16 protein-coding genes are annotated in these 18,594 nt (G+C 66.7%); 5 read left to right on the top strand and 11 right to left on the bottom strand.

What is annotated here, in order from left to right; all coding sequences use genetic code 11:
- Positions 1-22: 22 nt before the first annotated feature.
- Positions 23-649, top strand: coding sequence for a bifunctional 4-hydroxy-2-oxoglutarate aldolase/2-dehydro-3-deoxy-phosphogluconate aldolase (gene eda, locus DZC73_RS01105; protein WP_124538358.1), 627 nt, complete (start codon positions 23-25; stop codon positions 647-649).
- A 180-nt stretch (positions 650-829) separates the two neighbouring features.
- On the opposite strand, the gene gloA is transcribed toward eda, so the two are convergent.
- Together gloA and DZC73_RS01095 are read right to left on the bottom strand one after the other, a co-directional pair.
- The gene (gene gloA / locus DZC73_RS01100) at positions 830-1,234 is read right to left on the bottom strand and encodes a lactoylglutathione lyase (RefSeq protein WP_124538357.1); all 405 of its coding nucleotides are present in this window, start codon (positions 1,232-1,234) and stop codon (positions 830-832) included.
- A 3-nt stretch (positions 1,235-1,237) separates the two neighbouring features.
- Positions 1,238-1,780, bottom strand: coding sequence for a PaaI family thioesterase (locus DZC73_RS01095; RefSeq protein WP_124538356.1), 543 nt, complete (start codon positions 1,778-1,780; stop codon positions 1,238-1,240).
- Positions 1,781-1,830: 50 nt separating this feature from the next.
- On the opposite strand from DZC73_RS01095, the gene DZC73_RS01090 reads away from it, so the two are divergent.
- Together DZC73_RS01090 and DZC73_RS01085 are read left to right on the top strand one after the other, a co-directional pair.
- Positions 1,831-2,304, top strand: coding sequence for a MarR family winged helix-turn-helix transcriptional regulator (locus DZC73_RS01090; RefSeq protein WP_124538355.1), 474 nt, complete (start codon positions 1,831-1,833; stop codon positions 2,302-2,304).
- Complete coding sequence (locus tag DZC73_RS01085) at positions 2,304-3,542, top strand: MFS transporter (RefSeq protein WP_124538354.1); 1,239 nt, start codon at positions 2,304-2,306, stop codon at positions 3,540-3,542. Before DZC73_RS01090 ends, DZC73_RS01085 begins: the two co-directional genes overlap by 1 nt.
- Before the next feature lie 115 nt (positions 3,543-3,657).
- Here DZC73_RS01085 and DZC73_RS01080 read toward each other — a convergent pair whose 3' ends face one another.
- Entirely contained in the window at positions 3,658-4,635 is a 978-nt protein-coding gene (locus DZC73_RS01080) for an MBL fold metallo-hydrolase (protein ID WP_124538353.1), read from the bottom strand.
- Positions 4,636-4,716: 81 nt separating this feature from the next.
- Here DZC73_RS01080 and DZC73_RS01075 point away from each other — a divergent pair, with 81 nt between their 5' ends.
- Together DZC73_RS01075 and DZC73_RS01070 are read left to right on the top strand one after the other, a co-directional pair.
- Positions 4,717-5,217: a hypothetical protein gene (locus tag DZC73_RS01075; RefSeq protein WP_124538352.1), complete on the top strand. Its 501-nt coding sequence runs from the start codon at positions 4,717-4,719 to the stop codon at positions 5,215-5,217.
- Positions 5,214-5,576 (top strand): ArsC family reductase, encoded by a 363-nt coding sequence (locus tag DZC73_RS01070; RefSeq protein ID WP_124538351.1) that lies wholly within the window; start codon positions 5,214-5,216, stop codon positions 5,574-5,576. Before DZC73_RS01075 ends, DZC73_RS01070 begins: the two co-directional genes overlap by 4 nt.
- A gap of 4 nt (positions 5,577-5,580) precedes the next feature.
- Here the strand turns inward: DZC73_RS01070 and acnA are convergent, their stop codons facing one another.
- The 8 genes from acnA to DZC73_RS01030 all read right to left on the bottom strand — a co-directional run bounded on the left by acnA (position 5,581) and on the right by DZC73_RS01030 (position 18,422).
- Positions 5,581-8,301, bottom strand: a complete 2,721-nt coding sequence (gene acnA / locus DZC73_RS01065; RefSeq protein WP_124538350.1) for an aconitate hydratase AcnA — start codon at positions 8,299-8,301, stop codon at positions 5,581-5,583.
- A gap of 83 nt (positions 8,302-8,384) precedes the next feature.
- On the bottom strand, positions 8,385-11,831 hold the full coding sequence (locus DZC73_RS01060; protein ID WP_124538349.1) for an ATP-binding protein: 3,447 nt from the start codon (positions 11,829-11,831) through the stop codon (positions 8,385-8,387).
- 384 nt (positions 11,832-12,215) lie between these two features.
- Entirely contained in the window at positions 12,216-14,801 is a 2,586-nt protein-coding gene (acnB, locus tag DZC73_RS01055; protein WP_124538348.1) for a bifunctional aconitate hydratase 2/2-methylisocitrate dehydratase, read from the bottom strand.
- Positions 14,802-14,841: 40 nt separating this feature from the next.
- Positions 14,842-15,246, bottom strand: a complete 405-nt coding sequence (locus tag DZC73_RS01050) for a type II toxin-antitoxin system VapC family toxin (RefSeq protein ID WP_124538347.1) — start codon at positions 15,244-15,246, stop codon at positions 14,842-14,844.
- The gene (locus DZC73_RS01045) at positions 15,243-15,476 is read right to left on the bottom strand and encodes an AbrB/MazE/SpoVT family DNA-binding domain-containing protein (RefSeq protein WP_124538346.1); all 234 of its coding nucleotides are present in this window, start codon (positions 15,474-15,476) and stop codon (positions 15,243-15,245) included. Before DZC73_RS01045 ends, DZC73_RS01050 begins: the two co-directional genes overlap by 4 nt.
- Positions 15,477-15,615: 139 nt before the next feature.
- The gene (locus DZC73_RS01040) at positions 15,616-16,053 is read right to left on the bottom strand and encodes a hypothetical protein (RefSeq protein ID WP_124538345.1); all 438 of its coding nucleotides are present in this window, start codon (positions 16,051-16,053) and stop codon (positions 15,616-15,618) included.
- A 294-nt stretch (positions 16,054-16,347) separates the two neighbouring features.
- Complete coding sequence (locus DZC73_RS01035) at positions 16,348-17,343, bottom strand: HpcH/HpaI aldolase/citrate lyase family protein (RefSeq protein ID WP_124538344.1); 996 nt, start codon at positions 17,341-17,343, stop codon at positions 16,348-16,350.
- Between the two features lie 92 nt (positions 17,344-17,435).
- Positions 17,436-18,422, bottom strand: a complete 987-nt coding sequence (locus DZC73_RS01030) for a malate dehydrogenase (RefSeq protein ID WP_124538343.1) — start codon at positions 18,420-18,422, stop codon at positions 17,436-17,438.
- Positions 18,423-18,594 lie beyond the last annotated feature (172 nt).

The raw sequence follows: 18,594 nt of genomic DNA, 5'->3' as shown, positions 1-18,594 counted from the left end.
ACATCAAGGAATCGACGACCTCATGAACACGCTTGAACTTGCCACCTTCGGCCCGGTCATCCCGGTCATCGTCATCCAGCGCCTCGAAGACGCCGTGCCGCTCGCGCAGGCGCTGGTGGACGGCGGCGTGAAGGTGCTCGAAGTGACGCTGCGCACGCCCGTCGCGCTGCGGGCCATGGAAGAGATCGCCCGCAAGGTGCCGGGTGCCATCGTCGGTGCCGGCACCGTGCGCAACGTCGCTGATGCGCAAGCCGCCAAGGACGCCGGCTGTCAGTTCGCCGTCAGCCCGGGCTACGTGCACGACGTGGGCATCGCCTGCCACAACATCGGGCTGCCCCTGCTGCCGGGCGTGTCCACCGGCAGCGAGGTGATGCAGGCCAACATCGACGGCTACTACTTCCTCAAGTTCTTCCCCGCGATCGCGGCCGGCGGCATCCCCATGCTCAAGGCGCTGGCCGGGCCTTTCCACGACGTGGTGTTCTGCCCGACCGGCGGCATCACGCTGGAGACGGCGCCGCAGTTCCTCGCGTTGCCCAACGTGAAGGTCTGCGGCGGTTCCTGGCTCACGCCGGCCGATGCGGTGGAGGGCAAGGACTGGAAGCGAATCACCCAGCTGGCCCGCGAAACATTTGATCTGCGGCGTGCGTGATCTATGCACACCACGAGCGTTGCGCTTCCCGCACATGAGGGGTGCAAGGCTTTGAGTTGACCCTGAGAATGCGGCCTGTCCGGTGGACTTCGGGCACGTGGGTCGGGAGTTTGAGAAATGACACAGGGGCGCCATTGGGCGCCCCTGTTGTCTTTGTGCGGTTCGAATGAGTGATTGTCGCTACGCCGACAGTCGCTGTTCGATCAGCTCGATCTTGTAGCCGTCCGGATCGGTGATGAATGCGATCACCGTGCTGCCGCCCTTCACGGGGCCGGGCTCGCGCGTGATCGCGCCGCCGAGCGCCTGGGCCTTGTCGCGCACCGCGGCACACGTGGCCGCGACGTCAGGCACGCCGATGGCGATGTGCCCGTAGGCCGTGCCCAGCTCGTACTTTTCCACGCCGTAGTTGTAGGTCAGCTCGATCTCAGCATGCTCCGGGTTGCGGCCGTAGCCGAGGAAGGCGAGGTCGTACTGCTGCTCGGGCCGTTCGGTGGTGCGCAGCAGTTGCATGCCCATCACCTCGGTGTAGAAGCGGATGGAGCGCTGCATGTCGCCGACGCGCAGCATGGTGTGGAGAAGTCTCATCGGCTATTTGGCATCCAGGATGATGCAGGTGGTCGTGGCGTGGGCGAACAGTGTGCCATCGGCACCGACCAGCTTGCCCTGCGCGGTGCCGATGCGCCCACCGCTGTAGATGATTTCGCCCACCGCACGCACCAGCGGCACGCGCTCGGTCAGTGCCTTCACGTAGTTCACCTTGAGCTCCAGCGTGGTGTAGGTCTTGCCCACGGGCAGCAGCGTGTGCACGGCGCAAGCCAGGGCCGAGTCCAGCAGGGTGGCGATCCATCCGCCGTGCACGGTGCCCAGCGGGTTGTAGTGCGCGAACTGCGGCCGGCCCTGGAATTGCACGCGGCCAGGCTGCGCCTCCACAAGGATGAAATCCAGCGCCTGGCTGATGGGCGGAGCGGGAATCTCGCCAGCCAGCAGGGCCTCGAAGATCTGCATGCCGGTCTTGCCGGCGAACTGCTCCGGCCTGCCGACGCCCACGTGCTTCAACCGCTCGCGCATCAGTGCATCGGCGGCCTGCCATTGGGCGAGGGTGTCGTCAGCGGGATTGGCCTGCGTGCTCATGGGGTTTCCTAAAGGTTGCATATGCAATGATTGTAGATACAATCTTTCGCATGCGTCAAAAGACCGCCACCGACACGGTGGCAGCCGTCCCCAAGGGCTGCACCAACCTGAAGCTGCGCCAGCTCAGCCGCGCGGTCACGCGCCACTACGACGCCTACGTCGCGCCGACGGGCCTGAAGAACACGCAGTACTCGCTGCTGTCGCACGTCGTGCTGCTCGGACCTCTCAAGCCGTCGGAGCTGGCAGCCCGCATGCGGGTCGACGCCTCCACCCTGACGCGCAACCTGCAGCCGCTGGTCGCGCAAGGGTGGGTCACGCAAGGGCCCGGCGAGGATGCACGCAGCCGGCTCGTCGAGGCGACCCAGGCCGGGCGCGACAAGCGCGCCGAAGCGCAGCGGGCCTGGAAGCAGGCGCAGCTCGCCTTGAACGCCAGGCTGGGCGACGAGCGCATCGTGGCGCTTCACCAATTGATCGATGACTGCATGGCCGTGCTCGACGCGGCCGATGACGAAGAGGAGTTGTGATGAGCAGCGTGCCCGCGTTTTCCACCCCCGCGCAGCGAAGCGTGCCCACCTTGTTCTGGGTGCTGCTCGCCGCGGCCGGCACCTTCGCCCTGACCATGGGTGCGCGCCAGTCGATGGGCCTGTTCGTCGGCACGCTCAACACCAACACCGGGTTGGGCATCGCGAGCATCAGCCTGGCCTTCGCGTTCGGGCAGTTGTGGTGGGGCCTCACGCAGCCGATCGCCGGCATGGTGGCCGACCGCATCGGTGCCGGCCGCGTGCTGGTGCTTGGCGTGCTGCTGGTGGGCCTGGGCACGGCGCTCGTGCCGTACATGCACACCACGCTCGGGCTGATCCTCGCCATCGGCGTGCTCGCTGCGGGCGGCGCGGGCATGGCGGGGCCGTCGGTGCTCATGGCGGCGACCACGCGGCTGGTGCCGGTCGACAAGCGCGGCATGGCCACGGGTATCGTCAACGCGGGCGGGTCGTTCGGGCAGTTCGTGTTCGCGCCGATCGCTGGTGCCGTCACGCAGGCGGCAGGGTGGGTGGCCTCGCTGCAGACCTTGGCGGCCTTGTCGCTGCTGGCCTTGCCGGCGGCCTGGGTCCTGCGTGGCTCGTCGAATGCGGCGGCAGGCGCAGGCGCTGTCGTGGAAAGCACCGGCACCGTGGTCCGCCGTGCGCTGGCCACGCCGAGCTATCGCTACCTCTGCGCCGGCTTCTTCGTCTGCGGCTTCCACGTGGCCTTCATCGCCACGCACCTGCCGGGCGTGGTGGCAGCCTGCCAGCTGCCTGCCAACCTCGGGCCGTGGTCGCTGTCGATGATCGGCCTGTTCAACATCGTGGGCAGCTTCAGCATGGGCTGGGCCGTGAGCCGCTGGCGCATGAAGTCCCTGCTGTCACTCGTCTACGCTTCGCGTGCGCTGGGCGTGCTGGTGTTCGTGCTCGCGCCCAAGACGCCGGCGGTGATGCTGGTCTTCGCTGCCTTCATCGGGCTGACCTTCCTCTCCACCGTGCCGCCCACGGCGGGCCTCGTCGCCAAGCTGTTCGGCCCGGCGAACATGGGCACGCTGTTCGGCATCGTGATGGTGTCGCACCAGATCGGCGGCTTCTTCGGTGCCTGGCTGGGCGGCAAGTCCTTCGAATGGACGGGCAGCTACAACTGGATGTGGTACGCCGACATCGTGCTGGCCCTGGGCGCGGCGCTGGTGCACCTGCCGATCCGCGAGGCGAAGTTGCCCGCGCGTGCGGTGGCGGCGTAGCACAGCGGCGTGCCGCAGTGGTTGCAGAAGCCTCGTCGCGCGATCTTCGACGAGACGTAGCCCACGTGGCCGCACAGGCAGCCGCCGGTCCGTGCAGGCAGGGCGTTGGCTTCGCTCATGAGGCCTCCTTGACGGCGTCGCGGGCGAGGCGGTCGAGCCAGATCGCCATGCCTTGCGCGTTGAGTTCGACGTCCAGTGCCAGCAGTTCCTGTACCTGCGCGTCGGGCAGCGTCACGCCATGGGCACGGACGCGGTCCAGGTACAGCGTGGACAGTCCGTGGCGCAGGCTCGCGTCACGGTCGGCTTGCCCCGCTGCGGCGTGGCCCAGCGCCACCATGGCATCCAGCGTGGACAGGAACTGGCGGCCGAGTGCCGGCACGCCGTCCACCGGGCCGTAGTGCGTGAGGTACATCCAGGCGGGGTCGAACGAGAGCATGCGCTCGACCGATGCCTTCAGCGGATCCGGCTCGAACTGCACCGGGGTGGTGGTGGGGATGATGAACGCGCCGGCGTCCGTGTCGAACTCGCGGTAGGACAGCCCGAAGGTGTCGCCGGTGAAGAAGCCGCGGCTGCGCGCGTCCCAGATGCAGTGGTGGTGGCGGGCATGGCCCGGCGTGTCGATGAACAAGAGCGCACGGCCGGCGAAGTCCAGCGCGAAGCCGTCGTGTGTGCTGATGACGCGCGACTCGTCCACACCCACGACCTGGCCGTAGGAGCGGTCCAGCTCTTCCTGCCCGTAGACCGCGAGTGCCCCGGCCATCAGTGCGGCCGGGTCGATGAGGTGCCGTGCACCACGCGGATGCACCACCAGCCTCGCGTTCGGCAGCGATTGCATCAGCAGGCCGACGCCGCCCGCATGGTCCAGGTGCACGTGGGTGGCGATGACGTAGTCCACCGCATCCACGCCCAGGCCCAGCGCGGACAGCGCGCCCAGCAGCCGCGGAACCGAATGGTTGGTGCCGGTGTCGATGAAGGCAGCGCGGCCGCGCTCGACCACCAGGTAAGCCGCATCGAACCGGGGCCGGTGAAAGCCCGTGTCGATGACGTGGATGCCCTCTTCGTGGGCGCTGAGGTAGGCGTCGGGGGAGAGCATGATTCGAGGCGGCTGTGGCCAAAGGCGTTGGGCATTCTAGGAAAGGCGGTCCCCATGACACCTCGCGCAAACCCCCGAAGCGTGTCCACCCTGCTGATCGCAATGGCCGCAATGGCCACCGTGTCGCTCGCGGCCTGCACCACCGCCTATGGCCCGCAGGGCCTGCGCAGCGGCGCGTCGATCGACGAGGTGACCGCCTCCCTCGGCAAACCGACTGCGCGCTATCCGCGCGGCGGCGGCGAGCGGGTCGAATACGCCCGCGGCCCCTACGGCAAGCACACCTACATGCTCGACTTCGACACCCAGGGCCGGCTGCTGAAATGGGAGCAGGTGCTGACCGAACCCCGCTTCGATGCCCTGCGCCTGGGCACCTCGCGCGAAGACCTGCTGTTCACACTCGGTCACCCATCCGAAGCGAAACCGCTTCCACACCAGAGCAGAATCCTGTGGTCCTACCGGTACGAAGGGCCATTCTGCAAGTGGTTCCAGGTCGGGCTGGACGGTACGGGCCAGGTGGTCGACACCGGCTACGGCCCGGACCCCTTGTGTGACGACTACCAGACCAGCATCAGCGCGAAATGAGCAGCCCTCCCACCCTCTACGGCATCCCCAACTGCGACAGCGTCAAGCGCGCCCGCGCCTGGCTGGAAGACCGGGGCATCGAGCACCGTTTCCACGACTTCAAGAAGCATGGTGTGCCGGCGGACCACATGGACCAATGGCTCAAGAAGGTGAGCTGGGAGACCTTGCTCAACCGCCAGGGCACCACCTGGCGCAAGCTCGACGACGCCGAGAAGTCCAAGGTGACCGACTCCGCCTCGGCGCGCGAGGCGATGCTGGCGCACTCCAGCCTCATCAAGCGGCCGGTGGTGGAGTGGCCGGACGGGACGGTGACGGTGGGCTTCACTGCCGACACCTTCAAGGCCCATCCGGTGGACTGATCGATCAGGCGGCCATCAACTGGCGCAGCACGAACGGCAGGATGCCGCCGTGCTTGTAGTAGTCCACCTCGATCGGCGTGTCGATCCGCAGCGTCAGCGTCACCCGCTTCTGCGAGCCGTCCGCCGAGGTGATGACCAAGGTTGCATCCTGCTGCGGCTTGATGTGCGCATCGAGTTCGATGTCGAACACTTCGTCGCCCTTGATGCCCAGCGATTGCCAGCTGTCGCTGCCCTTGAACTGCAGCGGCAGCACGCCCATGCCCACCAGGTTGCTGCGGTGGATGCGCTCGAAGCTGCGCGCCACCACGGCCTTCACCCCCAGCAGCTGGGTGCCCTTGGCCGCCCAGTCGCGCGAGGAGCCGGTGCCGTACTCCTCGCCGCCGAAGATCACCGTGGGCACGCCCGCGGCGATGTACTTCATCGCGGCGTCGTAGATGAACATCTTGTCGCCACCGGGCTGGTACAGCGTCACACCGCCTTCCTCCCGGCTGCCGTCGGCACCGGGCGGGATCATCAGGTTCTTGATGCGTACGTTGGCGAAGGTGCCGCGCATCATCACCTCGTGGTGGCCGCGGCGCGAGCCGTAGGAGTTGAAGTCGGCCTTCATCACGCCGTGTTCTTTCAGCCACTGGCCCGCGGGCGATGCTTCCTTGATGGAGCCGGCCGGCGAGATGTGGTCGGTGGTGATGGAGTCGCCGAACAGCGCCATCGCCCGCGCGCCCTTCACGCCCACCTCGTGCACCGGCGGCTCCATGGTGAAGCCCTCGAAGAACGGCGGCCGGGCGATGTAGGTGGATGACGGCCACGTGTAGACGTTGCCGTTCACGCCGTTGATCTTCTTCCACAGCTTGCCGGGGTCGCTGTCCACCTTCTCGTAGTTGGCCTTGAAGGTCTTGGGGTTCATCGCGTACTTCATCAGCGCGTAGATCTCGTCGCTGTTCGGCCAGATGTCGCCCAGGTAGATGTCGCGGCCGCCCTTGCCCTTGCCCACCGGCTCGGTCATCAGGTCGCGCGTGACGTTGCCGGCAATGGCATAGGCCACCACCAGCGGCGGGCTGGCGAGGAAGTTGGCCTTCAGGTTCGGATGGATGCGTGCCTCGAAGTTGCGGTTGCCCGAGAGCACCGCCGCGCACACCAGGTCGTTCTTGACAATGGCTTCGTTGATCCCCGTCGTGAGGTCGCCCGCGTTGCCGATGCAGGTCGTGCAGCCATAGGCCGCCACTGTGAAGCCCAGCTTCTCCAGGTAGGGCAACAGCCCGGCCTTCTCCAGATAGTCGGTGACGATGCGCGACCCCGGGGCGAGCGAGGTCTTGATGTGCTTCTTGACCGTGAGCCCGGCCTCCACCGCCTTCTTCGCGAGCAGGCCCGCCGCCAGCAGCACGCCCGGGTTGGAGGTGTTGGTGCAGGAGGTGATGGCCGCGATCAGCACGTCGCCGTTCTTGATCTCGATGCCGTCGCTGGTGGTGAAGGGCTGCGCCAGCTTGTCCGCCGGCTGGTTGAAGCCGTTGTCAGCCACCGACTTGGAGAACAGGCTGGTGAACTGCGACTTCACGTTGCCGATCTCGATGCGGTCCTGCGGGCGCTTGGGGCCGGCCAGGCTGGGTGCCACCGTGCCCAGGTCGAGCTTGACCACCTGCGTGTAGTCGATGTCGCCGGCGCGCGGAACGCCGAACAGGCCCTGCGCGCGGAAGTAGGCTTCGAAGGCCTCGATCTCCGTGGCGGTGCGGCCTGTGCCCTTGAAGTACTCGATGGTCTTCTCGTCCACCGGGAAGAAGCCCATGGTCGCGCCATATTCGGGCGCCATGTTGGCGATGGTGGCGCGGTCGGGCAGCGCCAGGCTCTGCGTGCCTTCGCCGAAGAACTCGACGAACTTGCCCACCACCTTTTCCTTGCGCAGGATCTCGGTGACGGTGAGCACCAGGTCGGTGGCCGTCACGCCTTCGCGCAGGCGCCCGCTCAGCTCGAAGCCCACCACGTCGGGCGTGAGGAAGTACACCGGCTGGCCCAGCATGCCGGCCTCGGCCTCGATGCCGCCCACGCCCCAGCCCACCACGCCGATGCCGTTGATCATCGTGGTGTGGCTGTCGGTGCCCACCAGCGTGTCGGGGTAGTACACCTTGTCCTCGGTCTTGTGCACGCCGCGCGCCAGGTATTCGAGGTTCACCTGGTGCACGATGCCGAAGCCCGGAGGCACGACGCCAAAGGTGTCGAAGGCCTGCATGCCCCACTTCATGAACTCGTAGCGCTCCTGGTTGCGCTGGAATTCCAGCTTCATGTTCAGGTCCAGCGCGTTCTTGGTGCCGTAGTAGTCGACCATGACCGAGTGGTCCACCACCAGGTCCACGGGCACCAGCGGCTCGATGGTCTTGGGATCCTTCTTCATCTCCGCGGCCACGTTGCGCATGGCGCCCAGGTCGGCCAGCAGGGGCACGCCGGTGAAGTCCTGCAGCACCACGCGTGCGACGACGAAGGGAATCTCATCGGTGCGCGCCGCCTTGGGCTTCCAGTGGGCCAGCTCGGCCACGTGCTCGGAGGTCACCTTCTTGCCGTCGCAGTTGCGCAGCACGCTTTCCAGCACGATGCGGATGGACACCGGCAACCGCGATACGTTCGGGTAGGTCTTGGCCAGTTCCGGCAGGGAAAAGAGCTGCCCCTCGCGCCCGGAGGCGGTGGAGAAGGTCTTGAGCGTGGTCGCGAAGGCGTGCTTGGAGAGGTTGTTAGGCATGGGCGCGGACCTTTTGAAATGGGGTGGTCGATGACAGCGGGATGATTATTGTGTGAAGCGAATGTGCCAGTGCAACGACAGGTTCATTCATTGGGCACGAGGCGCGCGATCTCGCTCAGCACCGAGGCCAGGTCGGCCTTGACCCTGGGCAGCAGGTCGCTCACCGCCAGCCGGTCGCGGCTGGCCAGCGCCGCCTGCAGGGCCTGCGAGGAGTTGTGCAGGCCATGCGCCCCGATGGTGCCGGCCAGCCCCTTGAGGTCGTGCGTGCGCCGCACGGCATCGTCCCAGTGGCCATCGGCATAGGCGCGGGCCACCTGCGAGGTGTAGTCATGGTTCGCATCCCGGAAGCCCGTGAGGATGCGCCGGTACAGGTGTGCCTTGCCCATGCAGCGGGCAAGGCCATCCTCTGTGTCGATGGGGCCTTCGGAGGGCAGGGGCGCCCAGTCGGTGGCGGGGCCGGCTTCGACCGTGCTGGGTACGGTGCGCCGCGAGCTGATCCACTCGGCCATGGTCGCCAGCATCTGCGCCACGTTCAGCGGCTTGGCGATGTGCGCGTTCATGCCGCTGGCCAGTGCACGGTCGCGGTCTTCCGACAAGGCGCTGGCCGTCATGGCGATGACCGGCAGTTTGGTGTGGGCCGGATCGGCACGCAGCCGCCGGGTGGCGGTGTAGCCGTCCATCACCGGCATCTGGCAGTCCATCAGCACGCCGTCGAAAGGGCCTTCGGTGGCCAGCTTCGTGAGTGCGTCCTTGCCGTTCTCCGCCAGCACCACCTCCATCGACGCACGCCGCAGCAGTTCGGCCGCCAGCTCCTGGTTCAGCGGATGGTCTTCCACCAGCAGGATGCGCGCGCCGGCCAGGCGCTGCTTGATCTTCTCCGAGACCACCGGCATGGCGGCGCGCTGGCGCGGCGCCGATGCCCGGTTGCCGGTGCGCTGCGCGAGCACCGGCTGCCCCTGGCTCTCCAGCATCTTCGCCAGCAGGCCCTGCACCTCGCCCAGCGTTTCGCTGCGACCGAATCGGGCCGTGAAGTGGAAAGTGCTGCCCCGGCCCGGCTCGCTGTCCACCCACAGCCGCCCGCCCATCTTTTCCACCAATTGCCGGCAGATCACCAGGCCCAGGCCGGTGCCGCCATAGCGCCGGGTGGTGGAGCTGTCGGCCTGCATGAAGGGCTGGAACAGGCGCGACAGCTGTTCGGTGCTCAGGCCCATGCCGGTGTCGCGCACGAAGCAGTGCAGCTCCAGGCCCTGGGCGTCGTCATCGGAGAGCTCCAGGCGCACCAGCACCTCGCCGGAATCGGTGAACTTGATCGCGTTGCTGCCCAGGTTCACCAGCACCTGCCGCAGCCGCGTCGGATCGCCCACGAGGCGCGTGGGCAGGCCGGGGCCGGCGCTGAACAGCAGCTGCAGGCCTTTCTCGTCGGCCTTCAGGCCCAGCACGTCGGCCATCTCGCCCACCACCGCCTCCAGGTCGAACTCCACCTGCTCGATGTCCATGTGGCCGGCTTCGATCTTGGACACGTCCAGGATGTCGTTGAGGATCTGCAGCAGGTTGCGCGCCGAATCGTGCGCCTTCTCCACGAAGTCGCGCTGGCGCGGCGGCAGGCCGTCTTCCAGGGCGAGGTGCGTCATTCCGATGATCGCGTTCATCGGCGTGCGCAGCTCGTGCGACATGTTGGCCAGGAAGGTCGACTTGGTCTGGCTGGCGGCCTCGGCGGTGGCGCGTGCCTGCTGCATCGCCTCCTCGGACTGCTTGTGCGCGGTGATGTCGCGCACCACCGCGCAGAACTGCGGCTCGCCTTCCCAGTCCAGGGCGACGATGGTCACGTCTGCATCGAAGGTGGATCCGTCGATGCGCCTGAAGCGCCACTCGGTGTTCTGCACCCGCTGGTGCGACTTCATGTGCTGTTCCATCTGGGCCAGCGCCTTGGTGCGGCTGGGCTGGCCATCGGGCTGCATGGGCGGCGACAGGCCGGCGAACCACACATGGCGTCCGAGCATGCCCTTGGGGTCGCTGATGCCGAACAGGCTCAGGCTGGCCGGGTTGCAGTGCGTGACGCCACGCTTGCGGTCGAAGAAGAGGTAGCCGGTGGGCGCATGCTCGAACAGGGCGGCGAAGCGCAGTTCCGCCTCGCGCCGGGCGGAGATGTCCAGCCAGTAGCCGTTGTAGACCATGCCGCCATCGCCTTGCGGAAACGGCGTGCTGTGCGCCAGCACCCAGACGGTGCGGTCGTCCTGCCGGACGGGGAACTCGGTGGGCTGCGTGGGCGGCGCGCTTTGATGCATGGCCAGGCGCCAGGGCAGGACGGGGTCGTTTTCCAGCGTGGTCTTCTCCACGCCGAACAGCTCGCGCACGCCACGGCCGATGAACGAGAAGCGGCCCGGGCCTGAAGGCGGCTGGTGGTAGCGAAAGACGGTGAGCGGCAGGGCATTGGCCATGTCCAGCAGCTCGCGCCGCGCCTGCAAGGCGGTGTTGACCAGCTCCACGCGCCGCCACCCCAGCCAGATGAACACACAGCCCAGCAGCCAGATGCCTGCGGCGATGCCCAGCGCGTTGGTGATGACACCGACTTCGGTATCCAGCGGGCTGAAGATCCACACCTTGAAGGGCCGGTCGCCCAGCGGCGCGGCGATGGCCAGGTGGCGGATGTTGCGCCACTCCGCGGTCATCGCCTCCTGGTTGCCGATGCGTGTGCTGGCGATCGTCCAGCGCAGCGTGTCGGGCACGCGCTGGTAGATCGACTGCCAGTCCTTGGGCGTCTGGACGGAAGCGTCGGGCATGCGCTGCAGCAGCAGGTTGGCACGGTTGCCCAGCACCACCACGCCATAGGCATCGGTGACGAGGACCAGGCTGCTTTCGCTGTCGGACAGCAGGCGGTTGAGCGACTCGGTGTCCTGCTTGATGACTGCCACGCCGATGGTCTTGTGGTCCAGATCGATGCGGTGCGCGAAGTAGAACCCCGGGACGCGGCTGGAGCGGCCCAGCAGGAACTGCGATGAACTGCCGTCCTTCATTGCGCCTTCGAAGTACTCACGGGTCTTGAGGCTGCTGCCGACGGAGCTGGGCAGGCCGCGCTTGTCGGCGATGCCATTGGCCAAGGTGGTGCCGTTGGCATCGATGAGGATCACGAGCTGCAGGCCGAAGTCCTCCACGGTGCGGTCGAGCAGCGCGTTCATCTGCTGGACGGCAGGGTCGGCGAGCTGTGCATCGCGGACGCGGTTGCGCTCCGCCTCGGACATGGCGCTGGTGTCGGGCACCTTGTGGCGGGTGAGGAACTCCAGCACGCTGGGCCGGCTGGCCAGGTTCCTGGGCAAGGCGGCGAGCTGGCGGAAGGTGAGGTTCAGTGCGTCGCGCACCCCAGACAGGCGCACGGTGCTGGTCTGCAGGATTTGAGCGCGGTGTTCGCGCACGCGGTCGGCGGCCACCAGTGCCGCGCAGGCGATGACAAGCGCCGTCCACAGTCCGGCGACGAGCCACAGCACCCGCAGACGTTGGCGTCGGCTCGGATCAGCCGGCAACCGCGACTTCATCTTGAAGGCCCCCTGCATCGACCCGCCGCTGTCGTGCGGCGTGTTTGTGCCAGAACGTTGTACCAGAAAGCCCCTGGGGCAGGGCTTCGGGGATTCAGGGTGGTGGGGGTGCTATCGCATCGTTCTGGCCCATGCCGCCTCCCGCTCAAGTGGCGTGGGGTTTGCTCGACGAAACGGCCCGATGCCACTTTGCAAAGGTGCGGGTGGGTGGGGCGTGCTGCGTAGTGAAGTAAAGGAGGAGGGCCGGGCGAAGCCCGGTCCGGGGGACATGAACGGAGCAGCACGCCCCACCCACCCGCGCCTTTGCCACAACCCGACTGAGGCACAAGCACAAAGCAAAAGGGGCGCCATCCCGGCGCCCCCCATCAGATCACGCAACAGCCATCAAGCCGTCACGGTCGCCGCCACGCTGGCGAAGTCCTTGATCTGGTCGAAGTTCATGTACTTGTAGATCTTGTCGCCATCCTTGTTGATGACGCCGATGTCCGCCAGGTACTCATCCTTCGTCGGGATGCGGCCCAGGCGCGAGCAGATCGCGGCCAGTTCGGCGGAGCCGAGGTAGACGTTGCTGTTCTTGCCCAGGCGGTTCGGGAAGTTGCGGGTCGAGGTGGAGAACACCGTCGCGCCTTCCTTCACCTGCGCCTGGTTGCCCATGCACAGCGAGCAGCCCGGCATTTCCATGCGGGCGCCGGCCGTGCCCAGCACGCCGTAGTGGCCTTCTTCGGTCAGCTGCTTCTGGTCCATCTTGGTGGGCGGTGCCACCCACAGCTTCACCGGGATGTCGCGCTTGCCTTCGAGCAGCTTGGACGCTGCGCGGAAGTGGCCGATGTTGGTCATGCACGAACCGATGAACACCTCGTCGATCTTGGCGCCGGCCACGTCCGACAGCGTCTTCACGTCGTCGGGGTCGTTCGGGCAGGCCACGATGGGCTCGGTGATCTCGGCCAGGTCGATGTCGATGACCGCGGCGTACTCCGCGTCGGCATCACCCTTGAGCAGCTGCGGATCCTTCAGCCAGGCTTCCTGCGCGGCGATGCGGCGTTGCAGCGTGCGGGCATCCGAGTAGCCGTTGGCGATCATCCACTTCATCAGCGTGATGTTGCTGTTGATGTACTCGATGATCGGTTCCTTGTTCAGGTGCACCGTGCAGCCGGCAGCCGAGCGCTCGGCCGAAGCGTCGCTCAGCTCGAAGGCCTGCTCCACCTTCAGCTCGGGCAGGCCTTCGATCTCGAGGATGCGGCCGGAGAAGATGTTCTTCTTGCCCTTCTTCTCGACCGTCAGCAGGCCCGACTTGATCGCGTACAGCGGAATCGCGTTCACCAGATCACGCAGCGTGACGCCGGGCTGCATCTTGCCCTTGAAGCGCACCAGCACGCTCTCGGGCATGTCCAGCGGCATCACGCCGGTCGCCGCGGCGAAGGCCACCAGGCCCGAGCCTGCCGGGAAGCTGATGCCGATCGGGAAGCGGGTGTGGCTGTCGCCACCCGTGCCCACGGTGTCGGGCAGCAGGAAGCGGTTGAGCCAGCTGTGGATCACGCCGTCGCCCGGGCGCAGTGCGATGCCGCCGCGGGTGCTGATGAACTCGGGCAGCTCGTGGTGCATCTTCACGTCCACGGGCTTCGGGTAGGCGGCGGTGTGGCAGAAGGACTGCATCACGAGGTCGGCCGAGAAGCCCAGGCAGGCCAGGTCCTTCAGCTCGTCGCGCGTCATCGGGCCGGTGGTGTCTTGCGAACCCACCGAGGTCATGCGCGGCTCGCAGTACGTGCCGGGGCGAACGCCCTGGCCGGCGGGCAGGCCGCAGGCGCGGCCGACCATCTTCTGCGCGAGGCTGAAGCCCTTCTTGGTGTCGGCCGGGTTCTGCGGCAGGCGAAAGAGGGTGGAGGGCGGCAGGCCCAGCGCTTCGCGCGCCTTGGCGGTGAGGCCGCGGCCGATGATCAGCGGAATGCGGCCGCCGGCGCGCACTTCGTCGAACAGCACGTCGCTCTTGACCTTGAACTCGGCGATGACCTCGCCGTTCTTCAGCGCCTTGCCTTCATAGGGGCGCAGCTCGACCACGTCGCCCATGTCCATCTTGCTCACGTCCAGCTCGATGGGCAGGGCGCCGGCGTCTTCCATGGTGTTGTAGAAGATCGGGGCGATCTTGGCGCCCAGGCACACGCCGCCGAAGCGCTTGTTCGGGATGAAGGGAATGTCTTCGCCCGTGAACCACAGCACCGAGTTGGTGGCCGACTTGCGGCTCGAGCCCGTGCCCACCACGTCGCCCACGTAGGCCACGAGGTTGCCCTTGGCGCGCAGCGATTCGATGAACTTCACCGGGCCGCGCTTGCCGTCTTCCTCGGGCGTGATGCCGGGGCGGGTGTTCTTGAGCATGGCCAGCGCATGCAGCGGGATGTCGGGGCGGCTCCAGGCGTCCGGTGCGGGCGACAGGTCGTCGGTGTTGGTCTCGCCGGTCACCTTGAGGATGGTGACGGTGAGGCTTTGCGGCACTTCGGGGCGGGTGGTGAACCACTCGGCATCGGCCCAGCTCTGGATCACGGCCTTGGCATTCGCGTTGCCCTTGTCGGCGAGTTCCTTCACGTCGTGGAACTGGTCGAACATCAGCAGCGTCTTCTTCAGGCCTTCGGCGGCCACAGCACCCACGGAGGCGTCGGCCAGCAGCTCGATCAGCGGGCTGATGTTGTAGCCGCCCAGCATGGTACCGAGCAGTTCCGTGGCCTTGGTGCGGCTGATCAGCGGCGAGGACTCGGTGCCGTGCGCCACAGCGGCGAGGTAGCTCGCCTTGACCTTGGCGGCATCGTCCACGCCGGCGGGCACGCGGTTGGTGATGAGGTCGACGAGCACGGCTTCTTCACCGGCCGGCGGGTTCTTCAGCAGCTCGATCAGCTCACCGGTTTGCTGGGCAGACAAGGGCAGCGGCGGGATGCCGAGCGCGGCGCGTTCGGCGACATGTTGGCGGTAGGCGTTGAGCATGGTGAGCTTTCTGTGAAACGCGGGTGGGTTGGTGAACAGTTCAGGCCGCCGAGGGGACGATGACCTTGAGACCTTTGAAGTAGTCGCGGAAGAAGCCGGCGTCGTGGGTGATCAGCGCGTTGCACTGAAGCAAGGCGTGGGCCCCGACGATGAAGTCCTGTGCAGAGCGCGAGCGCTCGCCCGTCTTGGTGCGAAAGCGCCGCTGCATCTCGCCGGCGCGCAGGGCCGACTTCTGCTCGACGGGGCTGTAGCTGATGCCCATGTCTTCCAGCGCCTGCATGGCCTGGTCGCCGTCGCGCAGCACACTGCAGATCTCGGAGACGACCACGTCGCACACGACGACAGGGCCCTGTGCCAATGCATCGCGCAGCGCGGCTTCGCTCGCGTCGGCATGCTCGGTATCGGCCAGCAGCTCGACGATGACGGAGGAGTCGACTGCGATCACTTCGTCTCCGTGCGGCCGCGGGCGACGCGCACGGCGTCGTCGGCATTGTCGAAGCCGTCGAGCTTGAACTTGCCGCGGGCGCGGGAGATGGCGTCGTCGACGTTCTTGCGCAGGATGATGCGGCTGCCGTCGAGCTCGACTTTCAAGAGCGTGCCCTTGGTCAATCCGAGGGCATCACGCACCGCCTTGGGAAGGGTGATCTGGCCGCGCTCGGCGACGGTGGCTTCCATGGTGCGTGACTCCGTTCAGGTATGCATGAAGTATACATACCGAACTCGTCATACTCAAGGAGAAAGGGGTGACGAACTTTCGTTCGTCACCCCTTTTCAGGAAGGACTGCACGCCTGTCGGCGTGCCTTGACGCCGGGATCAGGTGCGCTGTGCGGCAGCCTGGCAGGAATCGACCATGCGCTGGCCGATCTTGCTGTTGAGCAGCATGGACTTGGATGGGATCTGCACCCACACCACGCCCGCCTTCTTGTCTTCCAGGCGGACGGCGCCGGTGGTGGTTTCCTCCGGCGTCATGATGTAGTTGACGTTCTTGAAGCCGAGCTTGAAGTAACCGGGCTTGCCGTCGATGGGTTGCAGGTTGACGTGCTGGTTCATCTCGCACTGCACGTCGCCGGTGTGCACGCGCTGGGCGATGTCCAGCTGGGTCTGGCTGACGGGCGTGTTGGTGTCAGCGGCTTCGGTGGCGGCCGGCTGGGCCTTGGGGGCTTGCTTGGCCTTGGTGGCGGCGAACGATGCGGACGCGCACAGGGACAGAACAACCGCCGCGATGGCGGTCCCGACGACTTGACGATTCATGGGAGTGGCTCCTCGATGGTGTGGCAACAGGTCTCCTCTTCAGGAGGACCGTGCCCGCGAGTGTTTCGCGTCGGGGCCTGGCGCTTGAAACAGGTTGCGTAGGGCTTGCACTGGTCGAATGAGGAGGCAGGCCTCGGTGGTGGTCCGCGGCGCGTGAACGAAGTCACGCCGGCTTCCATCGCGGATTCGGGGGAACCCTTGGTTTGTCACGAGGAACGACAAAGACTGCAACGCCGTCCCGACAAAGTCTCGAAACACTTTCGCGGCCCGTTCGTGGGCCGGCCGCGACATCTGTCACTCGAAGAACGCTTCTCGCACAGAGGCGGGCAGCGCCTGGCCGGTGCGCTGCGCGCGTTCGAGCACATGCCAGAAGTAGCGGAAGCTCGCGCGGTCGTGCAGCGTGTCGCGGTGGCGGATGGGCGCCCAGTCCGCCGCCTGGGCCTGGGTGATGATCTCCATCGCCAGGTCCACCTCGGCGGCCGTTGGCGCGAAGGCATCGACGATGGGCTCGATCTGGTTCGGATGGATGCTCCACATGCGTGTGTAGCCCAGCTCGCTAGACGCCTTGGTGGCGGCTTCCTGGATGGCGCGCTGGTCGCTGAATTCGGTGACCACGCAGTGCGATGGCGTCTTGCGGTGTGCGTGGCAGGCTGCGGCAATTTCGAGCTTGGCGCGCAGTACCAGCGGATGGGTGAACTGTCCCTTCGCACTCATGCCCTGCGAGGGGATGGCGCCGCGGTGGGCGGACACGAAGTCCATCAGGCCGAACGACAGCGACTCCACGCGGGGGTGCGCTGCGATCGAGTCCACGTCACGCAAGGCGCCGTGCGTCTCGATGAGGAAATGGATCGGCAGATGCCGGGCGCCGGGATGCACGCGCACGAAGTGGTCGATCTCGTCGCAGGCGCGCTTCACGTCGGCGAAGTGGCGCGGCTTGGGCACCATCAGGTAGGCCAGCCGCGAGCCGGCGCGGCCGATGAGCGTGTCGAGTTCGCGCTCGAAGGCGGGGTGGTCCACCGGATGCACGCGCGCGCCGACGCGGCCGAACCTGTTCGCGTCCGACATGGCGAGTTCGGCCACCAAATGCGCATGCTCCACCTCGCCGCCGATGGGCGCGCCGTCCTCGCAATCCAGCGTCACGTCGAACACCGGGCCCTTCTCGGCCTGCAGCGCGAGGCTCTTGCGCATGCGCACCTCCACGCCGGCGTAGTGGTCGCACACGGGCAGCAGCGGCGCCACTTCGTCGGAATCGAACAGGGCTTGGCGCGGATGAATCTTGGGGGACGGCATGGTGATGGGTCCTGAAGATGAAAAAAGCCGGCGCACATTGTGGGCCGGCTTTTCGCTCGGGTGGCGATGACGGGTCAATGCCCGTCATGCCATCACAGCAGGTGCTTCACGCCTTCTTGCTCTTCCTGCAGTTCCTTCAGCGTGACGTTGATGCGCTCCTGGCTGAACTCATCAATCGACAGGCCTTCGACGACCTTGTACTCGCCGTTCTCGGTGGTGACCGGGAAGCCGAACATCGTGTCCTTCGGAATGTTGTACCAGCCGTCCGACGGGATGCCCATGGTGACCCACTTGCCGTTGGAGCCCAGGGCCCAGTCGCGCATGTGGTCGATGGCGGCGTTGGCAGCCGATGCGGCCGACGACAGGCCGCGAGCCTCGATGATGGCAGCGCCGCGCTTGCCCACGGTGGGCAGGAACGTGTCCTTGTTCCACACCTGGTCGTTGATGGCGTCCTTCACCGACTTGCCTTCGATGGTGGCGAAGCGGTAGTCGGCGTACATCGTGGGCGAGTGGTTGCCCCACACGGTGAGCTTCTCGATGGCCGACACCGGCTTGCCGGTCTTGGCGGCGATCTGGCTCAGCGCGCGGTTGTGGTCCAGGCGCAGCATGGCGGTGAAGTTCTTGCGCGGCAGGTCCGGTGCGCTCTTCATCGCGATGTAGGCATTGGTGTTGGCGGGGTTGCCGACCACCAGCACCTTCACGTTGCGCGAGGCCACGGCGTTCAGCGCCTTGCCTTGTGCCGTGAAGATCTGTGCGTTGGCGGAGAGCAGGTCCTTGCGCTCCATGCCGGGGCCGCGCGGACGGGCGCCCACGAGCAGGGCGTAGTCGGTGTCCTTGAAGGCGGTCATCGGGTCGGAGTGGGCTTCCATGCCGGCCAGCAGCGGGAAGGCGCAGTCTTCGAGTTCCATCATCACGCCCTTGAGCGCCTTCTGGGCCTTCTCGTCGGGGATCTCCAGCAGTTGCAGGATGACCGGTTGGTCCTTGCCCAGCATTTCGCCGGAAGCGATGCGGAACAGCAGGGCGTAGCCGATCTGGCCGGCGGCGCCGGTGACGGCGACACGAACGGGTTTCTTGCTCATGGGAACACTCCGAGAGAGAGGGATGGGTAGGACAGAAAACCTGTGGGCGAGCCGGTCTTGGCCGGACGACGCAAGAGCGGAAGTGTAGGCCAGTCGGATGCGAGTTTGGGCGGCAGTCTAAGGGTCAACCCGGGGCGGGTCAAGGACTCTTATGTCTTACATAAGACATCAA

This window comes from Rhizobacter terrae (assembly GCF_003852895.1).
In the GTDB taxonomy this organism is placed as follows: Bacteria; Pseudomonadota; Gammaproteobacteria; order Burkholderiales; family Burkholderiaceae_C; genus Albitalea; species Albitalea terrae.
Note: the sequence above shows the minus strand (reverse complement) of the source record. Positions and strands in the feature narration are given on the sequence as shown.